Annotated in this window: 21 protein-coding genes; 16 read left to right on the forward strand and 5 right to left on the reverse strand. The window is 53.6% G+C overall.

Annotated features, from left to right (window positions below; translation table 11 throughout):
* Positions 1–115 precede the first annotated feature (115 nt).
* A complete protein-coding gene (locus tag ACOXYR_RS04855) occupies positions 116–1,162 on the forward strand; it encodes a DUF1176 domain-containing protein (RefSeq protein ID WP_108473441.1) in 1,047 nt (348 codons plus the stop codon).
* A 104-nt stretch (positions 1,163–1,266) separates the two neighbouring features.
* Here ACOXYR_RS04855 and tkt read toward each other — a convergent pair whose 3' ends face one another.
* The gene (tkt, locus tag ACOXYR_RS04860) at positions 1,267–3,264 is read right to left on the reverse strand and encodes a transketolase (RefSeq protein WP_421355756.1); all 1,998 of its coding nucleotides are present in this window, start codon (positions 3,262–3,264) and stop codon (positions 1,267–1,269) included.
* A 188-nt stretch (positions 3,265–3,452) separates the two neighbouring features.
* On the opposite strand from tkt, the gene maeB reads away from it, so the two are divergent.
* The gene (gene maeB, locus ACOXYR_RS04865) at positions 3,453–5,732 is read left to right on the forward strand and encodes an NADP-dependent oxaloacetate-decarboxylating malate dehydrogenase (protein ID WP_108473443.1); all 2,280 of its coding nucleotides are present in this window, start codon (positions 3,453–3,455) and stop codon (positions 5,730–5,732) included.
* Between the two features lies 1 nt (position 5,733).
* On the opposite strand, the gene ACOXYR_RS04870 is transcribed toward maeB, so the two are convergent.
* The gene (locus ACOXYR_RS04870) at positions 5,734–6,582 is read right to left on the reverse strand and encodes an AraC family transcriptional regulator (protein WP_421382133.1); all 849 of its coding nucleotides are present in this window, start codon (positions 6,580–6,582) and stop codon (positions 5,734–5,736) included.
* Positions 6,583–6,695: 113 nt separating this feature from the next.
* On the opposite strand from ACOXYR_RS04870, the gene ACOXYR_RS04875 reads away from it, so the two are divergent.
* The 3 genes from ACOXYR_RS04875 to ACOXYR_RS04885 are packed head-to-tail and all read left to right on the forward strand — an operon-like array spanning position 6,696 to position 11,272.
* Positions 6,696–8,105: a PTS transporter subunit EIIC gene (locus ACOXYR_RS04875; RefSeq protein ID WP_421355758.1), complete on the forward strand. Its 1,410-nt coding sequence runs from the start codon at positions 6,696–6,698 to the stop codon at positions 8,103–8,105.
* Between the two features lie 4 nt (positions 8,106–8,109).
* Positions 8,110–9,609, forward strand: coding sequence for a glycoside hydrolase family 32 protein (locus tag ACOXYR_RS04880; protein WP_421355759.1), 1,500 nt, complete (start codon positions 8,110–8,112; stop codon positions 9,607–9,609).
* Positions 9,593–11,272 carry a glycoside hydrolase family 13 protein gene (locus ACOXYR_RS04885; protein WP_421355760.1) on the forward strand — a complete coding sequence of 560 codons (1,680 nt, stop codon included), beginning with the start codon at positions 9,593–9,595 and terminating at the stop codon, positions 11,270–11,272. The genes ACOXYR_RS04880 and ACOXYR_RS04885 overlap by 17 nt, the downstream gene beginning before the upstream one ends.
* Positions 11,273–11,549: 277 nt before the next feature.
* Here the strand turns inward: ACOXYR_RS04885 and hemF are convergent, their stop codons facing one another.
* Positions 11,550–12,449: an oxygen-dependent coproporphyrinogen oxidase gene (gene hemF, locus ACOXYR_RS04890; RefSeq protein ID WP_113857924.1), complete on the reverse strand. Its 900-nt coding sequence runs from the start codon at positions 12,447–12,449 to the stop codon at positions 11,550–11,552.
* Positions 12,449–13,315, reverse strand: coding sequence for an N-acetylmuramoyl-L-alanine amidase AmiA (gene amiA / locus ACOXYR_RS04895; RefSeq protein ID WP_421355761.1), 867 nt, complete (start codon positions 13,313–13,315; stop codon positions 12,449–12,451). The genes hemF and amiA overlap by 1 nt, the downstream gene beginning before the upstream one ends.
* A 214-nt stretch (positions 13,316–13,529) precedes the next feature.
* On the opposite strand from amiA, the gene ACOXYR_RS04900 reads away from it, so the two are divergent.
* From ACOXYR_RS04900 to cysM, 10 genes are all read left to right on the forward strand, one after another.
* Positions 13,530–13,955 (forward strand): GNAT family acetyltransferase, encoded by a 426-nt coding sequence (locus tag ACOXYR_RS04900; protein WP_015963500.1) that lies wholly within the window; start codon positions 13,530–13,532, stop codon positions 13,953–13,955.
* A complete protein-coding gene (locus tag ACOXYR_RS04905; protein WP_415728339.1) occupies positions 13,942–14,391 on the forward strand; it encodes a DUF2919 domain-containing protein in 450 nt (149 codons plus the stop codon). The genes ACOXYR_RS04900 and ACOXYR_RS04905 overlap by 14 nt, the downstream gene beginning before the upstream one ends.
* 62 nt (positions 14,392–14,453) lie before the next feature.
* On the forward strand, positions 14,454–15,029 hold the full coding sequence (locus ACOXYR_RS04910) for an RpoE-regulated lipoprotein (protein ID WP_108473453.1): 576 nt from the start codon (positions 14,454–14,456) through the stop codon (positions 15,027–15,029).
* Positions 15,030–15,127: 98 nt separating this feature from the next.
* Entirely contained in the window at positions 15,128–16,027 is a 900-nt protein-coding gene (locus ACOXYR_RS04915) for a Dyp-type peroxidase (RefSeq protein ID WP_108473454.1), read from the forward strand.
* 178 nt (positions 16,028–16,205) lie between these two features.
* A complete protein-coding gene (gene ucpA / locus ACOXYR_RS04920) occupies positions 16,206–16,997 on the forward strand; it encodes an SDR family oxidoreductase UcpA (RefSeq protein WP_113857927.1) in 792 nt (263 codons plus the stop codon).
* Positions 16,998–17,155: 158 nt separating this feature from the next.
* Complete coding sequence (gene cysP / locus ACOXYR_RS04925) at positions 17,156–18,172, forward strand: thiosulfate/sulfate ABC transporter substrate-binding protein CysP (RefSeq protein WP_113857928.1); 1,017 nt, start codon at positions 17,156–17,158, stop codon at positions 18,170–18,172.
* On the forward strand, positions 18,172–19,005 hold the full coding sequence (cysT, locus tag ACOXYR_RS04930) for a sulfate/thiosulfate ABC transporter permease CysT (RefSeq protein WP_000458420.1): 834 nt from the start codon (positions 18,172–18,174) through the stop codon (positions 19,003–19,005). The genes cysP and cysT overlap by 1 nt, the downstream gene beginning before the upstream one ends.
* Entirely contained in the window at positions 19,005–19,880 is an 876-nt protein-coding gene (cysW, locus tag ACOXYR_RS04935) for a sulfate/thiosulfate ABC transporter permease CysW (RefSeq protein WP_421355762.1), read from the forward strand. The genes cysT and cysW overlap by 1 nt, the downstream gene beginning before the upstream one ends.
* Positions 19,870–20,964 carry a sulfate/thiosulfate ABC transporter ATP-binding protein CysA gene (cysA, locus tag ACOXYR_RS04940; RefSeq protein WP_421355763.1) on the forward strand — a complete coding sequence of 365 codons (1,095 nt, stop codon included), beginning with the start codon at positions 19,870–19,872 and terminating at the stop codon, positions 20,962–20,964. The genes cysW and cysA overlap by 11 nt, the downstream gene beginning before the upstream one ends.
* Positions 20,965–21,083: 119 nt before the next feature.
* Entirely contained in the window at positions 21,084–21,995 is a 912-nt protein-coding gene (gene cysM, locus ACOXYR_RS04945) for a cysteine synthase B (RefSeq protein WP_421355764.1), read from the forward strand.
* Here cysM and ACOXYR_RS04950 read toward each other — a convergent pair.
* The gene (locus tag ACOXYR_RS04950) at positions 21,992–22,399 is read right to left on the reverse strand and encodes a YybH family protein (RefSeq protein ID WP_421355765.1); all 408 of its coding nucleotides are present in this window, start codon (positions 22,397–22,399) and stop codon (positions 21,992–21,994) included. The two genes, cysM and ACOXYR_RS04950, sit on opposite strands and share 4 nt — an antisense overlap.
* Positions 22,400–22,647: 248 nt before the next feature.
* On the opposite strand from ACOXYR_RS04950, the gene pdxK reads away from it, so the two are divergent.
* A complete protein-coding gene (gene pdxK, locus ACOXYR_RS04955; protein WP_108473461.1) occupies positions 22,648–23,502 on the forward strand; it encodes a pyridoxine/pyridoxal/pyridoxamine kinase in 855 nt (284 codons plus the stop codon).
* Positions 23,503–23,516 lie beyond the last annotated feature (14 nt).

A 23,516-nucleotide genomic window follows, 5' to 3' on the forward strand; every position in this document is an offset into this window, starting at 1 on the left:
AAATAATTATGTATTTTATATGAATCAATCCGATAAATCCGATTGAGCGTGGCGGCGCTGGCGTTGAAGATACCCCGGTTAATTGATGTTTTTTTCTTCTGGGGTTGTACCGTCCATGCGCTACCGCGTTCTTCTCTTATTGTTTATGGGGCTGCTCCCAACGTCTGTGACGTGGGCGTCTCCCGTCCAGCAGATCTTTTCTGACTGGCTGGTCACCTGTAACAATCAGAATTTCTGCGTGGCGCGTAACGTTGGCCTGCATCATGGACTGGTCATGACCCTCAGCCGGAGTGCGGGCGCGCATATGGACGCAGCGCTACGCATCGAACTGGGCGGGCTGGTAAACCCGGTTGCCGCTGTTCCGCCGATTGCCCCGCGACTGCTGCTGGATGACAAGCCGCTCCAGCGCGGCGAAGAACACTGGAAGGTTCAGCCAAAGCTTCTCGCCACGGATGATAGCGCGACGATTGATGCGTTTTTGCAACTGGTGCAGGACGCGCAGGCGATAACGCTGCAAAAAGGGGTTCAGGCGATTTCTCTGAAAGGGCTGAAAGCCGCGCTGCTGTTTATCGATTCACAGCAAAAGCGTGTTGGCAGCGAAACGGCGTGGGTGCGTAAAGGCGATGAACCGCCGCTGAGCGTACCTCCTGCGCCCCCGCTGAAAACGGTCGCCAAAGTCAATCCGACGCCGACGCCGCTCACCCGCGATGAATACAACGATCTGCTCGATTATGGCACCTGGCGGATGAACAATACCCAGTGCTCGCTGGATCCGCTGCGCCGCGAAGTATGGGTTACCGCCCTTACCGATGATAAAGCGCTGATGATGATCAGTTGTGAATCCGGCGCCTATAACACGATTTACCGTGCCTGGCTGGTATCGCGTAAAAAGCCCCATGCTTCGCATCCGGTACGCTTGCGTCTGCCGTTCCTGCCTTCCGGGCAGGACAACCGTGAAGTGGAACTGATGAACCTGACCTTCAACGAAAATACGCGCGAGCTTATTACGCTTGAGAAAGGACGTGGTCTGGGTGACTGTGGCGTGCAAACCCGCTGGCGTTATGATGGGCAGCGTTTTCGTTTAGTGCGTTACGCCGGGCAACCGGAGTGCGATAACTGGCAGGGCGCTGATGCGTGGCCTACCCAGTGGATAACCGGGTAGGCGTGGTGCGGGAAATTGCCGGATGCGGCTGCGCCTTATCCGGCCTACAAAACATCCGTCCGTAGGCCTGATAAGCGAAGCGCATCAGGCACTTGCGCCATAACCTAACGCTTCTTCAATACCGCTTTTGCCTTCTCGACAATATTCTCAACCGTAAAGCCAAAGTAGGGGAACAGTTTTTCTGCAGGCGCCGATTCGCCATAGCCGGTCATCCCGACAATCGCCCCTTTCAGGCCGACATATTTGTACCAGTAATCGGCAATGCCTGCTTCGACCGCAACGCGGGCGCTGACGCCGGAAGGCAGCACCGACTCACGGTACTCCTCATCCTGCGCATCGAAGGTATCCGTCGAAGGCAGCGAAACCACCCGCACGTTCACCCCGTCCGCCCGCAGTTTCTCTGCCGCCAGCACGGTGATTTCCACTTCTGAACCGGTGGCAATCAGAATCAGATCCGGCTTACCACCCGCATCCTTCAACACATACCCGCCGCGGGCGATTTCCTGAACCTGCTCTGGCGTACGCTCCATTTGCGCCAGGTTTTGTCGGGAAAGAATCAGCGCCGTTGGGCCATGGTGACGCTCAACCGCCGCTTTCCAGGCGACCGCGGTTTCAACCTGATCGCAAGGACGCCAGGTACTGAAATTCGGCGTTAAGCGCAGGCTGGCAAGCTGCTCTACCGCCTGGTGCGTCGGGCCATCTTCGCCAAGACCGATGGAGTCGTGGGTGTAAACCATAATCTGCCGCGCCTTCATCAGCGCCGCCATACGCGCGGCATTACGTGCGTACTCGACAAACATCAGGAAGGTGGCGGTATAGGGTACGAAGCCGCCATGGTGGGCAATCCCGTTGGCAATCGCGGTCATACCGAACTCACGTACGCCATAGTGAATATAGTTACCCGCATGATCTTCTTTCAGGGATTTCGAGCCGGACCAAATCGTCAAATTACTGGGCGCGAGATCCGCCGAGCCGCCCAACAGCTCCGGCAGAATTGGGCCATAGGCATTGAGGGTATTTTGCGAGGCTTTACGGCTGGCGATTTTCGCCGGCTCTGACTGCATTTTCTCGATGTATGCCTGGACGGTACTCGCCCAGTTTTCCGGTAAGCCGCCGCTCATCCGACGGATGAACTCCGCAGCCAGTTCCGGGTGTGCCTTTTGATAGGCGGCGAGCTTCTCTTTCCAGCGCTGCTGTTCTTTCTCGCCGCGCTCGCGGGCATCCCATTTTTTGTAAATCTCTTTGGGAATTTCGAACGGCGGGTGGTTCCAGCCAAGCTGTTTACGCGCCAGCGCGACTTCTTCCACGCCCAGCGCCGCGCCGTGGGCTTCCTCTTTACCGGCTTTATTTGGCGAGCCGAAACCGATAACCGTGCGGCAGATAATCAGCGACGGTTTATCCTTAACGCTCTGCGCCTCTTCAATCGCTTTTTTCACCGCCTGCGGATCGTGTCCGTCAATTTCATGCACCACGTGCCAGTGGTAAGCTTCAAAACGTTTCGCCGTATCGTCGGTGAACCAACCGTCCGTTTCACCGTCAATTGAAATGCCGTTGTGATCGTAAAAACCAATCAGTTTGCCCAGCCCCAGCGTTCCGGCAAGGGAACACACTTCGTGCGAAATCCCCTCCATCAGACAGCCATCGCCCATAAATACGTAAGTATAGTGATCGACAATCTCATGCCCCGGCTGGTTAAACTGGGCGGCCAGCGTGCGTTCGGCGATAGCCAGACCGACGGCATTCGCCAGCCCCTGACCGAGCGGCCCGGTAGTGGTTTCAACGCCGGGTGTATAGCCTATCTCCGGGTGGCCTGGCGTTTTCGAATGCAGCTTACGGAAATTTTTCAGCTCTTCAATCGGCAGGTCGTAACCGCTCAGATGCAGCAGACTGTAGAGCAGCATTGAGGCGTGGCCGTTAGAGAGGATAAAGCGATCGCGGTCATACCACGTCGGATCCGTGGGGTTATGTTTCATGAAGTCGTTCCACAGGACTTCAGCAATATCCGCCATGCCCATTGGCGCGCCAGGGTGTCCGGAATTGGCTTTCTGAACGGCATCCATACTCAGGGCACGGATGGCATTAGCGAGATCTCTTCGTGACATTAACGACTCCTTAGCAAAAGTGGCGATCTTGATAAGTTATGAGATGCATAACAAAAAAGCATAGCAGACAGGCATAGCATTGTTTCCGATAGTTGGTAACATGTTCCTCATATACCAATAACAATGTGAACCCACAGGCCCGGCCGTGGCGCATCACTTTTTAGTTCGATACGTGAAAGGAACCCCAAATGGACGAGCAGTTAAAACAAAGTGCCCTCGATTTCCACGAATTCCCGGTTCCGGGGAAAATTCAGGTCTCTCCGACAAAACCGCTGGCGACGCAGCGCGATCTGGCGCTGGCTTATTCACCGGGCGTTGCCGCGCCGTGTCTGGAAATTGAGAAGGATCCGTTAGCCGCCTTCAAATACACTGCCCGTGGCAACCTGGTGGCCGTGGTGTCTAATGGTACGGCGGTGCTTGGCCTTGGTAACATCGGCGCACTGGCCGGTAAACCGGTGATGGAAGGCAAAGGCGTCCTGTTTAAAAAATTCGCCGGTATTGATGTGTTCGATATCGAAGTGGATGAACTGGATCCCGACAAATTTATCGATGTGGTCGCGGCGCTGGAGCCGACTTTCGGCGGCATCAACCTCGAAGATATCAAAGCGCCGGAGTGCTTCTACATTGAGCAGAAACTGCGCGAACGCATGAATATCCCGGTATTCCATGATGACCAGCACGGCACGGCGATTATCAGCACGGCGGCTATCCTCAACGGCCTGCGCGTGGTTGAGAAGAATATCTCTGACGTGCGCATGGTGGTATCCGGCGCGGGGGCGGCGGCAATCGCCTGTATGAACCTGCTGGTGGCGCTGGGAATGCAGAAACACAATATCGTGGTCTGCGACTCTAAAGGCGTAATCTATAAAAATCGCGAAGCCAATATGGCCGAAACCAAAGCGGCTTACGCGGTGGACGACGACGGCAAGCGCACGCTGGATGACGTGATCGCCGATGCAGATATTTTCCTCGGCTGCTCCGGGCCAAAAGTGTTGACCCAGGAGATGGTGAAGAAAATGGCGCGCGCGCCGATGATCCTCGCGCTGGCAAACCCGGAGCCGGAAATTCTGCCGCCGCTGGCAAAAGAAGTGCGCCCGGATGCGATTATTTGTACCGGTCGTTCGGACTACCCGAACCAGGTCAACAACGTGCTTTGCTTCCCGTTCATCTTCCGTGGCGCGCTGGACGTTGGCGCGACGGCGATCAACGAAGAGATGAAGCTGGCGGCGGTGCATGCGATTGCTGAACTGGCGCACGCGGAACAGAGCGAAGTGGTGGCATCGGCCTATGGCGATCAGGATCTGAGCTTTGGTGCGGAGTACATCATTCCAAAACCGTTCGATCCACGCCTGATCGTTAAGATCGCCCCGGCTGTCGCCAAAGCGGCGATGGACTCCGGCGTGGCGACGCGTCCGATTGCCGACTTCGACGCCTACGTTGAAAAACTGAGCGAGTTTGTCTACAAAACCAACCTGTTCATGAAGCCGATTTTCTCGCAGGCGCGTAAAGAGCCAAAACGCGTGGTGCTGGCGGAAGGTGAAGACACGCGTGTGCTGCACGCGACTCAGGAACTGATCACGCTGGGGCTGGCGAAACCGATTCTGATCGGTCGTCCGAGCGTCATCGAAATGCGTGTCCAGAAACTGGGCCTGCAAATCAAACCGGGCGTTGATTTCGAGATCGTCAACAATGAATCTGACCCGCGCTTTAAAGAGTACTGGAATGAGTACTATAACCTGATGAAACGCCGTGGTATCAGCCCGGAACAGGCACAGCGCGCGGTGATCAGCAACACCACAGTGATTGGCGCGATCATGGTGCATCGTGGCGAAGCGGATGCGCTGATCTGCGGTACTATCGGTGATTACCACGAGCATTACGGCGTGATTCAGCCGCTGTTTGGCTATCGCGATGGCGTACACACCGCAGGCGCAATGAACGCGCTGCTGCTGCCAAGCGGCAACACCTTTATTGCCGATACCTACGTTAATAACGATCCGACCCCGGAACAGCTGGCGGAAATCGCATTGATGGCGGCGGAAAGTGTGCGTCGCTTCGGTATCGAACCACGAGTGGCGCTGCTGTCTCACTCGAACTTTGGTTCGTCTGACTGCCCGTCAGCCAGCAAAATGCGCGACGCGCTGGCGCTGGTGAAAGAGCGTGCGCCGGAGCTGATGATTGACGGTGAGATGCACGGTGATGCTGCGCTGGTGGAAAGTATTCGTGCCGACCGCATGCCGGACAGCCCGCTGAAAGGCTCGGCAAACATTCTGGTGATGCCGAATATGGAAGCCGCGCGTATCAGTTATAACCTGCTGCGCGTCTCCAGTTCTGAAGGCGTGACCGTCGGCCCGGTGCTGATGGGTGTAGCGAAGCCAGTGCATATTCTGACGCCGATCGCCTCTGTGCGTCGCATTGTGAATATGGTGGCGCTGGCGGTGGTTGAGGCGCAGACGCAGCCGCTGTAATTCATTTAAACGCTGGGGGGCGTTCACTCCCAGCGTTTCCTTTCTGCTGCCGAAAATCACTGGGCGACAAACCTGTTGTATGGCGGAATATTTTGGAAAACAGCAGGGGATCCTGGTAGCCGACTGAGAGGGCTATAGTGGCTATCGGAAACCGGGTGTTTATCAATAGCTCTGCGGCTTTATTCATTCGTAATTTTGTAAGATATGCTTTTGGGCTCATCGCAAACTCCTTCCTGAACTGACGATGTAACCAGGTTCTGTCAATATTAAAATAGGCTGCGACATCTTCGATTTTCATTGCTGTATCATAATGGTTACGAATATATTGTAGCGATTGCACAGCGATTTTATTTCGCTCTATTCCTTTTTTTGCGGGCGTTTTCGGGAAGTACAAACAGAGCTGATAAAGCACTTCCATGAGTTTTGCATTCAGTAATATATCTGTTTCTTGTTCCAGGATAGAGACTTCAATAATTTCGCTGAATAGGTTTTTGACTATCCCCGCCTCTGTTTCGTTAAATACCGGGTTGCTGGCTGAGAGCATGCAGCGCTGAAGATATTTTTCCACCAACGAGCCACGAAACCCCATCCAGAAGAAAGCCCAGGGAGTGGAGCGACTGGCCTCATATTTAATTTGTCGACCGGGCTCAATGAAAAATAAGTCACCTTTATGCAGGGGCCAGGTGTGCCCACCACTGGTAAAAATACCGCTGCCAGAAATGATGTAATGCAGCATGTAACCGCTACGCACGGTCGGGCCATAGACGTGGCCGGGTTTTGTGGTATCAAATCCGCAGGAGTATAAATACATGGCGTCATCGATATTGGGGTTATTATATAAGTAGCGCATATATGTTTTTGTAGAAGCAACAAACCTCTCTTGATTGTCTACATTTTTCCATTCTACTCCTGGTGGGCGGAACATATAGTGGGAATATGTTAACTTGCCACAAGGAAAAAAGAATGCGAGAGGATTACTCCGGCCATTTAGCCGACCTTGTCGCCGCCGTCGGCGGTAAGGAAAATATTATTTATATAACCGATTGTGCGACGCGACTACGCCTCTCGCTGCAGGATAATCATAAAGTAAACCTTGAGGAGATTGGAAATCTCGAACGGGTTAAAGGTGTATTTAACGTGGGTGACCAGCTGCAGATTATTTATGGTGCAGGACGGGTGAATGAGGTTTGTCAGGCATTGAAAGAGACCCTTTCACTGGATGAGGCCAATCTGCAAAGTAGTCAGCAGCGACAGAAACCGTTGCAAAGGTTTGTTAAATCCATATCCGATGTATTTCTTGAGATTATGCCTTCCATCCTCGCAGCGGCGCTTTTGATGGGATTAACATCGCTTCTGACAACAAAAGGCCTGTTTGGTGACCGCTCCATCGTAGAGATGTACCCGCAGATCTCAGGATTAAATAGATTAATTGCGATCGCGTCGTCAGGGATTTTTGCCTTATTACCTATGGTGGTGGCCTGGTCAGCAACGCGTCGCTACGGTGGGCGACCCGCGCTGGGGTTGGCAATCGGTGCCATTATGGTTCATCCAGGTTTGGTCGATGCGTTCAGTGCTGCTTCCGGCAATGCAGCGGCTGAAACAATCAGCATATTCGGCCTACCCGTTGAGTTGGTCGGCTTTCAGGGAGGCATTATCATCGCGTTGATGATTGGTTATACGGTTGCCTGGCTGGATCAGTACTTTAACCGTAAGCTCCCGGATATTATCAAGTTCGTGCTCTCGCCAATGCTCACCATTCTGCTGTCGTCGCTACTGTTGTTTACGATAATCGGACCTTTTGGCCGTCTGCTGGGGAGCGGTATTACCGGTGGTCTGCTGTGGATGGCGGAATACCTTGGTATTTTCGGCTATATGATTTTCGGCGCGGTACAGCAATTGATTGTAATTACCGGTCTGCATCATACCTTTGGCGCGATTGAGGGCCAACTGCTGGCAAGTACCGGACGTGATTTCCTCAACCCTTTGATGTCGGTAGCGTTGATGGGGCAGGGGGGCGCAGTGGTAGGGTACATGCTCTTGCATTTCAATGATAAAAAAGTGCAGACGCTCTGTGTGTCGGCTTTCACTTCTATCTTGTTCGGCATTTCAGAACCAGCGCTATTCGGTGTGAATCTGAAATATCGTTTTCCGCTGATGGCCGGATGCGTAGCGGGTGCGGCAGGCGCGGCGTGGGTATATCTATCAAAGTTAACGGCGGTGGGCTATGGCACAACTGCCTTGCCGGGAATAACGATCGTTGATCCTGCAAATCATGGGCATGTTAATTACGTCGTGGCTCATCTGCTGGCTTTAACCACCGGTGCGATATTGACCTATATAGTTGGCAAATTTGCCACACGAGCGGAGTGCTAATCCTATGAATGGGCTTCGCCGTTATAAACGCTACGCTGATATTCCGTCTGATGTGCGACGACAGGCTCAGGCGCTGAGCGCCAAATCGCCCTGGCGTCAGCAATATCACATTGAACCAAAAACAGGTTTTCTGAACGATCCTAATGGGCTGAGTTACTTTAACGGGCAATATCATCTTTGCTACCAATGGAGTCCACTGCGCTATTGCGAAGGGGAGTGGTATCAGGGGTGGTTTCATCTTGTTTCAGAGGATCTGGTTCACTGGTCTCCCCTTGGGCCGTTGCTTGAACCGGAAACCGCTTATGACAGTCATGGCCCTTACTCCGGAAGTGCCATTTCAGTAGGCGATGAATTGCTCTTTTTTTATACCGGTAACACTCGCGATGCATGCTGGCAACGTACGCCTTATCAGCTCATTGCCCGGCTGGATACACAGGGGCGACTTACCCGCCAGCTTCCTCCGGCTCTGAGCGGTCAACCGAAGGGATATACAGACCATTTCCGCGACCCGAAAATCTGGCGTGGAGACGATGCTTTTTATGCGGTCATCGGAGCGCAACGCGAAAGCCTTGAAGGTGCCTGTCTGCTGATGCGCTCAGACGATGCCATCAACTGGCATATTCAGGGTGAGATAAAGACGGATTTCACGCCACGTGGCTATATGTGGGAGTGCCCTGATTACTTTGAACAGGACGGCCAGGGAGTATTACTGTTTTGCCCGCAGGGGCTGAGTCATGACAAAACGCAGCGTAATCTTTATGAAGTTTACGCACTGTGTGGTGAGCCTCTTTCACTGCATGACCTCACTTTTTTGCACCGTAAGCCGCAGCTATTGGATAACGGCTTTGATATGTACGCAACGCAAACAATGAAGACGCCTGATGGTCGACGGATTTTGATTGGCTGGATGGGCATCTCTGAAATGCATTATCCCACTGAGGCGTACGGTCATTGTGGCATTCTCACTATTCCGCGTGAGCTGAAAGTACAGGATGGCATTCTTTATCAACAACCTCTGAAAGAGTTACAAACCCTGCGGGGGGATTATCAGCAACAATTTGCGCAGTTGGACAATGAGCAACCTGTAATCATGCACAGCGGCGCTGTATTCGAAGCGCGAATTGTTATTAGTGGAAAAATTGACGATCGGGTGACGATTGCTTTACGTGCCAATCCATCAGGCACAAGAAAAACAATGCTGACGCTGGATGCGGTAAAGGGGCAAATTGTCCTCGACCGTAGCGAGGCGGGCGAAGCTGTTAACCCGGAATATGGGGAACGTCGGGTGACGGCCTGGTCATTTACCTCTGAGACAACTGTACATGTCTTCTCAGATGTTTCCTCTCTTGAGATCTTTATCAATAACGGGATGTTTGTTTCGTCATCGCGCATTTTTCCTGCGGAAGATCAGCAGTGGCTGATGATCGAAAATCACGGTGTGTCTCAGAAAGTTGAAGTGGAATGTTGGCAACTACAAGGAATCTATCATGACGGCGAAAAATGATTGGTGGCGTAACGCGGTAATTTATCAAATTTATCCAAAAAGCTTTATGGACAGTAATGGCGATGGTGTGGGCGATCTGCCAGGAATTATATCTCGGTTAGATTATATTCAGGCATTAGGTGTCGATGCTATTTGGCTTAGCCCAATCTTTCTCTCGCCAGGTAAAGATAACGGTTATGACATTCAGGATTACTGCTGCATCGATCCTCAGTTTGGAAGCAATGACGATATTGATGAGCTGATTCTTCAGGCCCATCAACGTGGTTTAAAAGTGATAATGGATCTGGTTGCCAATCATACTTCCGATCAGCATGACTGGTTCCTAAAAAGCAAAACCTCGCGAGACAATCCTTATAGTGATTACTATATCTGGCGCGATCCTCTTCCTGATGGCGGCGTTCCCAATAATTGGGGAGCAAATTTTGGCGGTAGTGCCTGGGAGTGGTGCCCAGAGCGGCAACAATACTATTTACATCTGTTTGCCAAAGAGCAGCCCGACCTTAACTGGGAGAATCCACGGGTTCGCGATGAGATCTATCGAATAATGGAATTCTGGGCGCAAAAAGGCATTGATGGCTGGCGGATGGATGTCATCACTTTGATCTCTAAATATACCGATTTTCCAAACTACCAGGTTGACCATAATTTGCCGGTCGTCGGTTGGATGCACAGCAATGGCCCGCGGGTTCATGAATTTATAGAGGAAATGCATGACAAAGTACTGGCTCCTTATGGAATGATGACGGTGGGAGAAGCACCGGGGTCAACGCCTGAGAATGCGCTGCAATATATTGCTGACTCTCGGCGTGAACTGGATATGGTGTTTACGTTTGAGCATACCGACGTGGATATTCTTCCGGGAGGGATCAACCGTAAATGGCAATTGCAGCCGTTTTCATTACCACGCCTAAAATCGATATTGGCGAAATGGCAGGATGGCCTGCACGGGCTGGGGTGGAATGCGCTCTATTTCGAAAACCACGATCAGCCGCGTATCGTTTCGCGCTGGGGCAACGACCAGGCGTACCGGGCTGAGTGCGCCACCGCCTGGGCGACGGTATTGCATGGGATGCAGGGCACGCCGTTCGTCTACCAGGGTGAAGAGATCGGCATGACCAACATTCACCTGCCTCTGGAACAGTACAACGATGTCGAGATCGTCAATAACTACAATGAACTGGTCGTGAAGCAAAAAACGCAGTCACACGATGCTTTTATGGCGGCCGTCTACCAGATTGGTCGCGACAACGCGCGTACGCCGATGCAGTGGGATTCCTCTCCTTACGCTGGTTTTAGCAGTGCAACCCCCTGGCTGCCTGTTAATCCCCGCTATAAGGAAATTAATGTGATGCAGGACAGGCAAAATAATCTTTCGGTTTTTCGCTACTACCAGCAGTTAATCGCCCTGAGGCATCGGGAACGTATTTTAATCGAGGGTGATTTTGAACTGTTATTGCCTGAGCATCCGCAGCTTTTTTGCTACATGCGCCGCTTAGAAGACAAATGTTGGCTGGTGGTCGCTAATTTATCCGACGGTGAGGTAAGTTTTGAATGGCAAGATCTCAAGCAGCTCGAGGCGGGGCGTGTGATTATCAGTAATATGGCTGGAACAGATGAAAACAGGATTTTAAAGCCCTGGATGGCTTTTATCATGGAGTACTGAAATAGCGTCTGACAATAGCGCTCTAAGCGTTTTATGAGAGGATGTTAATCGGTAAATTTACTCCGGGTGTTGAGTCAGCATTCAAGCGCGGCATAAGTTCCGCGCTTTTTTTGTCTGGCAGGTGCAAGAGACAAGTAAGAGATCAAACAAGGCCATGAAGTGAAAACGAAAAGAGCGCACTTACCGCTGTGGAATGGCAGTGTTCAAAGGGTTTGCACCGAACACTGAAATCCAGCATTCAGATATAAAACCCAGACTATTTGGAAAGATAACTACCTCAAATCCACTCGCGGATTTTAATAAATTCGCTCAGCGCTGCTTCCGGGCTACCCGCTTCTGGCTGATAATCATATTCCCAGCGCACCAGTGGCGGCATCGACATCAAAATGGATTCGGTGCGTCCGCCGGTTTGTAAACCAAACAGCGTGCCGCGATCCCACACCAGATTAAATTCGACGTAGCGGCCACGGCGGTAAAGCTGGAAATTGCGCTCGCGCTCGCCCCAGATGGCCGCTTTGCGCCGCTTAACGATCGGCAAATACGCGTCGGTAAAACCGTGACCGACCGCCTGCATGAAAGCAAAGCAACTGGCGAAATCGGGGGTATTCAGATCGTCAAAGAACAGCCCGCCAATGCCGCGCTGCTCGTTGCGGTGCTTAATGAAGAAGTAATCGTCGCACCATTTTTTATAGCGCGGATAAACGTCTTCTCCGAAGGGTTGGCACAGGTCACGCGCGGTGCGGTGCCAGTGAATGGCATCTTCTTCGAAACCGTAAAACGGCGTGAGATCGAAGCCGCCGCCAAACCACCACACCGGGTCAGCGCCCGGTTTTTCAGCGATAAAGAAACGCACGTTGGCATGACTGGTGGGAACATACGGGTTGTGCGGATGCACCACCAAGGACACACCCATTGCTTCGAAGCTGCGTCCGGCAAGTTCCGGGCGATGCGCGGTGGCCGATGCGGGCATGGCATCGCCATGAACGTGCGAAAAGTTTACGCCAGCCTGTTCGAAGATAGCGCCGTCGCGCAGCACACGGCTGCGACCGCCGCCGCCCGCGTCGCGCTGCCAGCTATCTTCGATAAACTCGCCGCCATCCAGCGCCGAGAGTTGCTGGCAAATATCGTCCTGCAACTGCAGTAAAAAGGTTTTTACCTGGTTGGCATCAACGGTCATTAGCGTTTCCTGGCGTGAGCTTTCTGGTTATCGAACCAGTGGAAATAGCTGACCACACCCGACGCAATCGCATTGGCGATTTTCTGACGAAATGCCGTGGTGCCCAGCAGACGTTCCTCTTCCGGATTGGTGATGAACGAGGTCTCAACCAGTACCGACGGAATGGACGGCGACTTCAGCACCACAAACGCGGCCTGTTCAGTGCCTTTACTGTGCAGTTTATGCACTGGCTTAATCTTTTTCAGAATATGCGAGCCCAGTGTCAGGCTGTTCTTGATGGTATCGGTTTGCACCAAATCGAACAGAACCTGCTGAAGCAGGTGATCTTTATCCGTGGCTTTCTTACCCGCAACTTCATCCGCCCGGTTTTCACGGTCGGAAAGGTATTTTGCCATTGCGCTACTGGCGCCACGGTTGGAAAGGGCAAACACCGACGCCCCGGCGGCAGACGGGTTGGTAAAACCGTCGGCATGAATCGACATAAAGAGATCCGCGCCGTGCTTGTGGGCGATCTCTACCCGGTCGTACAGCGGAATAAAGGTATCGCCGGAACGGGTTAAGCGCGCGTCGATGCCCTGGCTGCGCAGAATGGAACGCACGTTTTTGGCAATCGCCAGCACTACGTGTTTCTCTTTCGAACCGTTGCGGCCAATCGCGCCGGTATCAATACCGCCGTGACCGGGGTCGAGAACCACAATACGTTTACCCGATTTTTTCGCCGCAGGTTTACTGTGCCCGTTGCTGGTCTTTAACGACGTCTCTTTGGCGGTTGCATGGGATATTCCTGACAACGTCAGGGCTGCCAGTCCGGCTTTCAGCACCTGGCGGCGCGAAGCAAGTGATTTTAAAGGTTTAAAAGTGCTCATTCGGCCTGAGTTGTAAAAAATAGTGTTCCAGATGTTATATCGTATCGCGTATTTCGTTACGACTACTGAAGATTAGAATTGTTTTACTTTTCATTTCAATACGTGACGAAGCGGCATTATGGCATTTTTTTGCGCTATTTTCGCCAGATATTGGCTAATTCGGACGATCACGCCATAATCACTGTTTTTAAACCCGAAAAGGGGCAGGGATACCATGGAGATACGCGTTTTTCGCCAGGCCGATTTCGAAGAGGTCATCACCCTGTGGGAGCGATGCGATCTGTTGCGCCCATGGAACGATCCTGAAATGGATATCGAACGCAAAGTGCACCACGATGTCAGCCTGTTTCTGGTGGCAGAAGTGAACGGCGAAGTGGTAGGCACGGTGATGGGCGGCTATGACGGTCATCGCGGCTCGGCCTACTACCTTGGGGTGCACCCGGAATTTCGCGGGCGCGGCATTGCCAATGCGTTGCTCAATCGTCTTGAGAAAAAGCTCATTGCGCGCGGCTGCCCGAAAATCCAGATCATGATTCGCGAAGATAACGACGTGGTGCTGGGGATGTATGAACGCCTGGGCTACGAGCACAGCGACGTGCTGAATTTAGGTAAGCGCCTGATTGAAGATGAAGAGTACTGAGTTTTTCCCTTCCGATTACGACCATCATGGCCGCCTGCGTTTACCTTTCCTGTTCTGGCTTGTACTTTTGTTACAGGCCCGAACGTGGGTGCTGTTTGTGATTGCCGGGGCGTCGCGCGAGCAGGGCGGCGCGTTGCTTGGGCTGTTTTATCCGGATCATAATAATTTCTGGCTCGGCCTGCTGCCCGGCGTGCCTGCGGTGCTGACTTTTCTGATGAGCGGGAGACGGCAGCATTTTCCACGTTGCTGGCGCGCGCTGCGTCCGCTGTTGATTATCGCCCAGTGTGTGCTGTTGGTCTGGCAACCCTGGCTCTGGCTTCAGGGCGAACCGCTTTCCGGCATTGGGCTTAGCCTGGTTCTTATCGACCTCTTTGCGCTCTGGTGGTTGATGACCCATCCCCGATTACGCGCCTGTTTCCAGGAAATCACAGAATAAAGTGCACTTTTTGCCGAGTGTGAACTCCAACAGGCGTTGAACAAATAAGAAAGGACTTAGAGATGAAATCGCTGCGTTTACTTGTATGTGCCCTGCCGCTGGCCCTGACCGGCTGTTCCACGCTCTCTGCGGTGAACTGGTCTGCGGCAAATCCGTGGAACTGGTTCGGCTCTTCGACCGAAGTCACGGAGCAGGGCGTTGGCGGTATCACCAGCACCACCGCGCTGGATGAAAAGGCGATTACCGACGCGCTGGACGGCGACTATCGCCTGCGCAGCGGGATGAAAACCGATAACGGTACCATCGTGCGTTACTTTGAAGCGCTTGACGGCGACAAGCTGGCACTGGTGGTAAATGGCGAAAATGGCAGCGTAAGCCGCATTGACGTGCTGGATAGCGCCATCAAAACCGACAGCGGCGTGGAGATTGGCTCGACCTTCAGCGATATCTACAGCAAAGCCTACGGGCACTGTCAGAAAGCCACCGGTGATGACAGTGCGGGTGTCGAATGTAAAGCTGAAGGTAGCCAGCATATTAGTTATCTCTTCACCGGCGAGTGGAGCGGCCCACAGGATTTAATGCCATCCGATGACGCACTGAAAAACTGGACGCTAAAGAAAATCGTCTGGCGTCGTTAATTTTGCGCAAGGTTAATCCTTCGTTCAATAAAAACGCGTACAATAGCCCCCATAAATTTAATGCCACGATGTCGTGGCATTTTTGTGGAGGAAGAGCGATGTCTCAGGTTCAGAGCGGCATTTTGCCGGAACATTGCCGCGCGGCGATTTGGATTGAAGCCAATGTGAAAGGGGATGTAAACGCCCTTCGTCAGAGCAGCAAAATTTTTGCCGATAAACTGGCTGGTTTTCAGGCCAAATTCCCCGATGCGCATTTAGGCGCGGTTGTGGCCTTCGGCCCGAAAGTGTGGCGCGAACTGAGCGGCGGCGTGGGTGCAGAAGAGCTGAAAGATTTCCCGGGGTACGGCAAAGGTCTTGCACCCGCAACTCAGTTTGATGTGCTGATCCATATTCTCTCTTTACGCCAGGATATTAACTTCTCCGTTGCGCAGGCCGCGGTGGAAGCGTTTGGCGACAGCATTGACGTGCAGGAAGAGATCCACGGTTTCCGTTGGGTGGAAGAACGTGACCTGAGCGGTTTCGTCGATGGCACCGAAAACCCGGCGGGTGAAGAAACGCGTCGCGAAGTGGCTGTTATTAAAGACGGTGTTGATGCGGGCGGGAGCTATGTGTTTGTTCAGCGCTGGGAACACAATCTCAAACAGCTGAACCGCATGAGTGTCCCGGATCAGGAAATGATGATTGGCCGTACCAAAGAAGCCAATGAAGAGATCGACGGCGATGAGCGTCCGGTGACCTCTCACCTGAGCCGCGTTGACCTGAAAGAAGAGGGCAAAGGGCTGAAAATTGTTCGTCAGAGCCTGCCGTACGGCACCGCCAGCGGTACCCACGGTCTCTATTTCTGCGCTTACTGCGCGCGTCTGCATAACATCGAACAGCAACTGCTGAGCATGTTCGGCGACACAGACGGTAAACGTGACGCAATGCTGCGCTTCACCAAACCGGTCACCGGCGGCTACTACTTCGCGCCGTCGCTGGATCGTTTGCTGGCGCTGTGAAAATTGCCTGATGCGCTGCGCTTATCAGGCCTCCCTGCTCATCCCCGCATCCGCGGGGATTTTTTTTACCTGAGATTTACCCTAATTAGTGAGCTGTTCCTCAGTATTCATTTGTTTTTAATGTATTTTCATTGTTAATGGAGTGTAAGACTCTATCTTCAAAAGGGAGAACATTGAAATGGGTAAACTCACGGGCAAAACAGCATTGATTACGGGCGCATATCAGGGCATCGGCGAGGGTATCGCCAGAACCTTTGCTCGCCACGGTGCGAACCTGATCCTGCTGGATATTTCCGATGAGCTTGAAAAACTGGCCTACGATCTGGCCGGGCGTGGCTATCGCTGCACGGTCGTGAAGGCTGACGTACGTGATTATTCTGCCGTTCAGGCGGCCATTGCGCAGGCCAAAGAGCGGGAAAATAAAATCGATATTCTGGTCAATAACGCGGGTGTTTGCCGCTTAGGCAGCTTCCTTGAGATGAGTGAGGAAGATCGCGATTTCCACATTGATGTGAATATCAAAGGCGTCTGGAACGTCACGCGAGCCGTGTTGCCCGATATGGTGGCGCGTGGCGATGGGCGTATCGTGATGATGTCTTCGGTCACCGGTGATATGGTCGCTGACCCGGGTGAAACGGCCTACGCGATGTCGAAAGCGGCTATCATTGGGTTGACGAAATCGCTCGCCGTGGAATACGCACAGTCGGGTATCCGTGTGAATGCCATCTGCCCGGGCTACGTGCGTACGCCGATGGCGGAAAGCATCGCCCGTCAGTCGAACCCGGAAGACCCGGAATCGGTGCTGACGGAGATGGCGAAAGCGATCCCAATGCGCCGTCTGGCGAACCCGCTGGAAGTCGGTGAACTGGCGGCATTCCTCGCCTCCGATGAGTCGAGCTACCTGACGGGTACACAGAACGTCATCGACGGCGGCAGTACGCTGCCGGAAAGCGTTAGCGTCGGTATCTGAGTCTGACTACTCGCCTCTTCGTATTCTGCGAAGAGGCTAAAAGCCTTATTCCCTTTTAAACTTCCAAATCACCAAACGGTATATAAAACCGTTACTCCTTTCACACCCGTTATAAATACACTGATGCTTAGAGAATCATCACACGACAAGGGTGCGCAATGGCCGTTAACTTACTGAAAAAAGGATACCTGACGCTGGCAGCTTCCATGTTGCTGGTCGCCCAGGCGCAGGCAACTGAGTTGCTGAACAGTTCTTATGACGTCTCCCGCGAGCTGTTTGCCGCCCTGAACCCGCCGTTTGAGCAACAATGGGCAAAAGATAACGGCGGTGACAAACTGACGATAAAACAATCCCATGCCGGGTCATCAAAACAGGCACTGGCGATTTTGCAGGGCTTAAAAGCAGACGTTGTAACTTATAACCAGGTGACCGACGTACAAATTCTGCATGATAAAGGCAAGCTTATTCCGGCCGACTGGCAGTCGCGTCTGCCGAATAACAGCTCACCGTTCTACTCCACCATGGGTTTCCTGGTGCGTAAGGGCAACCCGAAGAATATCCACGACTGGAACGATCTGGTGCGCTCCGACGTGAAGCTGATTTTCCCGAATCCAAAAACGTCCGGCAACGCGCGTTACACCTATTTAGCCGCGTGGGGTGCTGCGGATAAAGCCGACGGTGGCGATAAAGCCAAAACCGAACAGTTTATGACCCAGTTCCTGAAGAACGTTGAAGTGTTTGATACCGGTGGCCGTGGCGCGACCACCACGTTTGCCGAGCGTGGTCTGGGCGATGTGCTGATAAGCTTCGAATCGGAAGTGAACAACATCCGTAAACAGTATGAAGCGCAGGGCTTTGAAGTAGTGATTCCAAAAACCAACATTCTGGCGGAATTCCCGGTGGCGTGGGTTGATAAAAACGTGCAGGCCAACGGTACGGAAAAAGCCGCCAAAGCTTACCTGAACTGGCTCTACAGCCCGCAGGCGCAAACCATCATCACCGACTATTACTACCGCGTAAATAACCCGGAAGTGATGGACAAACTGAAAGACAAATTCCCGCAGACTGAGTTGTTCCGCGTGGAAGAGAAATTTGGCTCCTGGCCGGAAGTGATGAAAACCCACTTCACCAGCGGCGGCGAGTTAGACAAGCTGTTAGCGGCGGGGCGTAAGTAATGTTTGCAGTTTCTTCACGACGCGTGTTGCCGGGCTTTACCTTAAGCCTCGGCACCAGTCTGCTGTTTGTGTGCCTGATTTTACTGCTGCCACTTTCCGCGCTGGTGATGCAGCTCTCAGAGATGAGCTGGGCGCAGTACTGGGAAGTGATCACCAACCCGCAAGTGGTCGCGGCCTATAAAGTGACGCTGCTGTCGGCGTTTGTGGCGTCGATTTTTAACGGTGTTTTCGGCCTGCTGATGGCGTGGATTTTAACCCGCTATCGCTTTCCAGGCCGTACGCTGCTTGATGCACTGATGGATTTACCCTTTGCGTTGCCGACGGCGGTCGCCGGTTTAACGCTGGCCTCGCTCTTTTCCGTAAACGGTTTTTACGGCGAGTGGCTGGCGAAATTTGATATCAAAGTCACCTATACCTGGCTTGGGATTGCGGTGGCGATGGCCTTTACCAGCATCCCGTTTGTGGTGCGTACGGTGCAGCCGGTACTGGAAGAGTTGGGCCCGGAATACGAAGAAGCGGCGGAAACCCTCGGCGCAACGCGCTGGCAGAGTTTCTGCAAGGTTGTACTGCCGGAGCTTTCCCCGGCGCTGGTGGCGGGCGTGGCGTTATCGTTCACCCGCAGCCTCGGTGAGTTCGGTGCGGTGATTTTTATCGCCGGGAACATCGCCTGGAAAACGGAAGTGACGTCGCTGATGATTTTTGTGCGTTTACAAGAGTTTGATTATCCGGCAGCGAGCGCGATTGCGTCGGTCATCCTCGCGGCATCACTGTTGCTGCTGTTCTCAATTAACACTCTGCAAAGTCGCTTTGGTCGGCGTGTGGTAGGTCATTAATGGCGGAAGTGACACAGTTGAAGCGTTATGACGCGCGCCCGATTAACTGGGGCAAATGGTTTCTGATTGGCACCGGGATGCTGGTGTCGGCGTTCATCCTGCTGGTGCCGATGATTTACATCTTCGTGCAGGCGTTCAGCAAAGGGCTGATGCCGGTTTTACAGAATCTGGCCGATCCGGACATGCTGCATGCTATCTGGCTGACGGTGCTGATTGCGCTGATTGCCGTACCGGTGAACCTGGTTTTTGGCATTCTGCTGGCCTGGCTGGTGACGCGCTTTAACTTCCCTGGGCGTCAGTTACTGCTGACGCTGCTGGATATTCCGTTTGCCGTATCGCCGGTGGTTGCTGGTCTGGTGTATCTGCTGTTTTACGGCTCCAATGGCCCGCTGGGCGGTTGGCTCGACGAGCATAACCTGCAAATTATGTTCTCGTGGCCGGGGATGGTACTGGTCACCATCTTCGTGACCTGCCCGTTTGTGGTGCGCGAGCTGGTGCCGATGATGTTAAGCCAGGGCAGCCAGGAAGACGAAGCGGCGATTTTGCTAGGCGCATCCGGCTGGCAGATGTTCCGTCGCGTCACGCTGCCGAATATTCGCTGGGCGCTGCTTTACGGCGTGGTGCTGACCAACGCCCGCGCAATTGGCGAGTTTGGCGCGGTATCGGTGGTTTCTGGCTCGATTCGCGGCGAAACCCTGTCGCTGCCGTTACAAATTGAATTGCTGGAGCAGGACTATAACGCCGTCGGCTCCTTTACCGCCGCCGCACTGTTGACGCTGATGGCGATTATCACCCTGTTTTTAAAGAGTATGTTGCAGTGGCGCCTGGAGAATCAGGAAAAACGCGCACAGCAGGAGGAACATCATGAGCATTGAGATTGCCAATATTAAGAAGTCTTTTGGTCGCACCCAGGTGCTGAACGATATCTCACTGGATATTCCTTCTGGTCAGATGGTCGCGTTGCTGGGGCCGTCCGGCTCCGGGAAAACTACGCTGCTGCGTATTATCGCCGGGCTGGAACATCAAACCAGTGGGCATATCCGTTTTCACGGTACTGACGTCAGCCGCCTGCACGCGCGCGACCGTAAAGTCGGTTTCGTGTTCCAGCATTACGCGTTGTTCCGCCATATGACGGTATTCGACAATATCGCTTTCGGCCTGACGGTGCTGCCTCGTCGCGAGCGGCCAAATACGGCGGCGATCAAAGCGAAAGTGACCAAATTACTGGAAATGGTGCAGCTTGCCCATCTGGCGGATCGTTATCCGGCACAGCTTTCGGGCGGTCAGAAACAGCGTGTGGCGCTGGCGCGTGCGCTTGCTGTTGAACCGCAAATTCTGCTGCTCGATGAACCGTTCGGCGCGCTGGATGCGCAGGTGCGTAAAGAGCTGCGTCGCTGGCTACGTCAACTGCATGAAGAACTGAAATTCACCAGCGTGTTCGTTACTCACGACCAGGAAGAGGCGATGGAAGTCGCCAACCGCGTGGTGGTGATGAGCCAGGGCAATATTGAACAGGCCGATGAACCGGATCAAGTATGGCGCGAACCGGCGACCCGTTTTGTGCTCGAATTTATGGGTGAAGTGAACCGTCTGCGCGGCACCGTTCGCGGTGGGCAGTTCCACGTTGGCGCACATCGCTGGCCGCTGGGCTACACGCCTGCGTATCAGGGGCCGGTGGAACTCTTCCTGCGCCCGTGGGAAGTGGATATCAGCCGCCGCACCAGCCTTGAATCGCCACTGCCGGTCCAGGTACTGGAAGCCAGTCCGAAAGGCCACTACACCCAATTAGTTGTGCAGCCGCTGGGGTGGTATGAAGACCCGCTGACCGTGGTGATGCGCGGGGATGACGCGCCAGTGCGCGGCGATCGTTTGTTTGTCGGGCTGCAACATGCGCGGCTGTACAACGGCGACGAGCGCATCGAGTCTCATGAGACGCTTGCTCTGGCGGAAACGGCCTGATAGGTTAATTTGCAGGTTTATCGCCCGGTAGCGCTTCGCTTACCGGGCCTACAGCGTATGTCGTGGTTTTGTAGGCCGGGTAAGCGAAGCGCCACCCGGCTTTTTCTTGGGCAGAAAACGTGAACACATTAGAACAAACCATCGGCAATACGCCGCTGGTCAAATTACAACGTCTGGGGCCGGATAACGGCAGTGAAGTGTGGGTGAAGCTGGAAGGCAATAACCCGGCAGGTTCGGTGAAAGATCGTGCCGCGTTATCGATGATTGTCGAGGCGGAAAAGCGCGGGGAAATAAAACCGGGCGATGTCCTGATTGAAGCCACCAGTGGTAACACTGGCATTGCGCTGGCAATGATCGCCGCACTAAAAGGCTATCGCATGAAATTGCTGATGCCGGACAACATGAGCCAGGAACGCCGCGCGGCGATGCGTGCCTACGGTGCGGAACTGATTCTGGTCACTAAAGAGCAGGGTATGGAAGGTGCACGCGATCTGGCGCAGGAAATGGAGAATCGCGGTGAAGGCAAGCTGCTCGATCAGTTCAACAACCCTGATAACCCTTATGCGCATTACATGACGACTGGGCCGGAAATCTGGCAGCAGACCGGCGGTCGCATTACCCATTTCGTCTCCAGCATGGGGACGACCGGCACGATAACCGGCGTTTCGCGCTTTATGCGTGAGCAGGATAAACCCGTCACTATTGTCGGTTTGCAACCGGAAGAGGGTAGCAGTATTCCGGGCATTCGCCGCTGGCCGGCAGAGTATATGCCGGGCATTTTCAACGCCTCATTAGTGGATGAAGTGGTGGATATTCACCAGCGTGATGCGGAAAACACCATGCGCGAACTGGCGGTGCGGGAAGGGATTTTCTGCGGCGTGAGCTCCGGCGGTGCGGTCGCTGGCGCGATACGCGTGGCAAAAGCGAACCCCGGCGCAGTGGTTGTGGCGATCATCTGCGATCGCGGCGATCGCTATCTCTCTACCGGCGTATTCGGTGAAGAGCACTTTAGCCAGGGGCTGGGGATTTAAATCGCGCGGGGATTGAGAAGCTCTGTTCCGTAGGAATTATCAATGGTACAAAGCCAGCGCTCATTGCGGTGGGCAAACACGTAGGTTGCCCGCCTGGTGACCTGCGTGCTGCCGCCGTCTTCCGTTGGAATATCCAGCCGGGTTTCCATAATCACCAGCGCCGTGTCGCCGCCTTCAATAATCTCCATCTTTCCCTGCGTGACCACCAGGCGATGCTGGAAGAAGTCGGCGATGGCGATAAACGCTTTATGAATATTCACTTTGCCTTTCACAATCATCTCCGGCTTCACCACAAGCGTAGCGTCCTCGGCGTAGTAGTTCATCAGTGTGTCGTAATCTTCCTGCGAAATGGCCTGGTCACAGGCTTCGATAACGGCCTTGATTTGGGTCTGTACCTGGGTCATCGCGATGGGCCTCGTGGGTTGGCGGGGTTCACCGTATTAATCGTAGTGATATTCAGTATATGTGTGCTGGGAGAAACCGTTGGTAAATTGCCGGGTTTCTCATTGAATTTGTGATGGTTTCTTCATTTTTGGATTTTCATGTTTCTGCATGATTACCCCGTGGGGGAATCGACCTTTGCCTCTGGCTGGCATAACATAGAGCCAATAGTGGATAGCGCATGACCCGCCGTCCAGCGGGAGGAGAAACAATGGACCAGCAAGACGACATACAATCGGTGCTGTTTAGCGACACGCGCCAGGCATTGCAGGCAGATATTGTTGCCGTGCAGTCTCAGGTTATTTATGGCAGCGTGGGCAACAGTATTGCGGTGCCGGCCATCAAGCAGCACGGCTGGCAGGTCATGGCGGTGCCGACGGTATTGTTCAGCAACACCCCCCATTACGACACGTTTTATGGCGGGGTGATCCCGGCTGAGTGGTTCCGCGGATATTTGCTGGCACTGGAAGAGCGTAATGCGCTACAAACGCTTAAAGCGGTGACGACCGGCTATATGGGCAGCGCGGAACAGATTGCTCTGCTGGCTGACTGGCTGGCAACGATTCGTCAAACGCATCCCGATATTTTTGTGCTGGTCGACCCGGTTATCGGCGACATCGACAGCGGGATGTATGTGAAGGCGGAGATTCCTCTCGCGTATCGCCGGCATTTACTGCCGCAGGCGCAGGGCATTACGCCGAATCTGTTCGAGTTGCAGATGTTGAGCGATATGCCATGTCATACCCTCGAAGAGGCGATTCTGGCTGCGCGTAGTCTGCTTTCAGACACCTTAAAATGGGTGATTATCACCAGTGCGCCGTCGAAAAATCCTGAGGCTATCTCGGTGGTGGCGGTGACGGCAGAGGATATTCGCGTCATTGAGCACCCAAGAATCGTCACTGACCTGAAAGGCACCGGTGACCTGTTCTGTGCTGAGTTAGTGAGTCGCCTGCTGGAAGGCGCATCTCTGGGCGATGCGGCGGAACGCGCGGCCAATCGCGTCCTGCAGGTCATGACCTGGACCCATGAACACGAGTGTCATGAGCTGATGCTCCCTCCGCTGTAAAACGTTTCCCACGT

Origin of the sequence: Pseudocitrobacter faecalis (assembly GCF_965231525.1) — a bacterium.
Classification (GTDB): Bacteria; Pseudomonadota; Gammaproteobacteria; order Enterobacterales; family Enterobacteriaceae; genus Pseudocitrobacter; species Pseudocitrobacter faecalis.

Coding starts and splice junctions, on each gene's coding strand:
- ACOXYR_RS04905 (WP_415728339.1), top strand. CDS start 13,942: ATGAAGAGTACTGAGTTTTTCCCTTCCGATTACGACCATCATGGCCGC.
- ACOXYR_RS04885 (WP_421355760.1), top strand. CDS start 9,593: ATGACGGCGAAAAATGATTGGTGGCGTAACGCGGTAATTTATCAAATT.
- ACOXYR_RS04880 (WP_421355759.1), top strand. CDS start 8,110: ATGAATGGGCTTCGCCGTTATAAACGCTACGCTGATATTCCGTCTGAT.
- amiA (WP_421355761.1), bottom strand. CDS start 13,315: ATGAGCACTTTTAAACCTTTAAAATCACTTGCTTCGCGCCGCCAGGTG.
- ACOXYR_RS04875 (WP_421355758.1), top strand. CDS start 6,696: ATGCGAGAGGATTACTCCGGCCATTTAGCCGACCTTGTCGCCGCCGTC.
- cysP (WP_113857928.1), top strand. CDS start 17,156: ATGGCCGTTAACTTACTGAAAAAAGGATACCTGACGCTGGCAGCTTCC.
- cysA (WP_421355763.1), top strand. CDS start 19,870: ATGAGCATTGAGATTGCCAATATTAAGAAGTCTTTTGGTCGCACCCAG.
- ACOXYR_RS04870 (WP_421382133.1), bottom strand. CDS start 6,582: ATGCGCTACTTATATAATAACCCCAATATCGATGACGCCATGTATTTA.
- hemF (WP_113857924.1), bottom strand. CDS start 12,449: ATGACCGTTGATGCCAACCAGGTAAAAACCTTTTTACTGCAGTTGCAG.
- tkt (WP_421355756.1), bottom strand. CDS start 3,264: ATGTCACGAAGAGATCTCGCTAATGCCATCCGTGCCCTGAGTATGGAT.
- ACOXYR_RS04950 (WP_421355765.1), bottom strand. CDS start 22,399: ATGACCCAGGTACAGACCCAAATCAAGGCCGTTATCGAAGCCTGTGAC.
- ACOXYR_RS04855 (WP_108473441.1), top strand. CDS start 116: ATGCGCTACCGCGTTCTTCTCTTATTGTTTATGGGGCTGCTCCCAACG.
- pdxK (WP_108473461.1), top strand. CDS start 22,648: ATGGACCAGCAAGACGACATACAATCGGTGCTGTTTAGCGACACGCGC.
- ACOXYR_RS04915 (WP_108473454.1), top strand. CDS start 15,128: ATGTCTCAGGTTCAGAGCGGCATTTTGCCGGAACATTGCCGCGCGGCG.
- cysT (WP_000458420.1), top strand. CDS start 18,172: ATGTTTGCAGTTTCTTCACGACGCGTGTTGCCGGGCTTTACCTTAAGC.
- ACOXYR_RS04910 (WP_108473453.1), top strand. CDS start 14,454: ATGAAATCGCTGCGTTTACTTGTATGTGCCCTGCCGCTGGCCCTGACC.
- ACOXYR_RS04900 (WP_015963500.1), top strand. CDS start 13,530: ATGGAGATACGCGTTTTTCGCCAGGCCGATTTCGAAGAGGTCATCACC.
- cysW (WP_421355762.1), top strand. CDS start 19,005: ATGGCGGAAGTGACACAGTTGAAGCGTTATGACGCGCGCCCGATTAAC.
- maeB (WP_108473443.1), top strand. CDS start 3,453: ATGGACGAGCAGTTAAAACAAAGTGCCCTCGATTTCCACGAATTCCCG.
- ucpA (WP_113857927.1), top strand. CDS start 16,206: ATGGGTAAACTCACGGGCAAAACAGCATTGATTACGGGCGCATATCAG.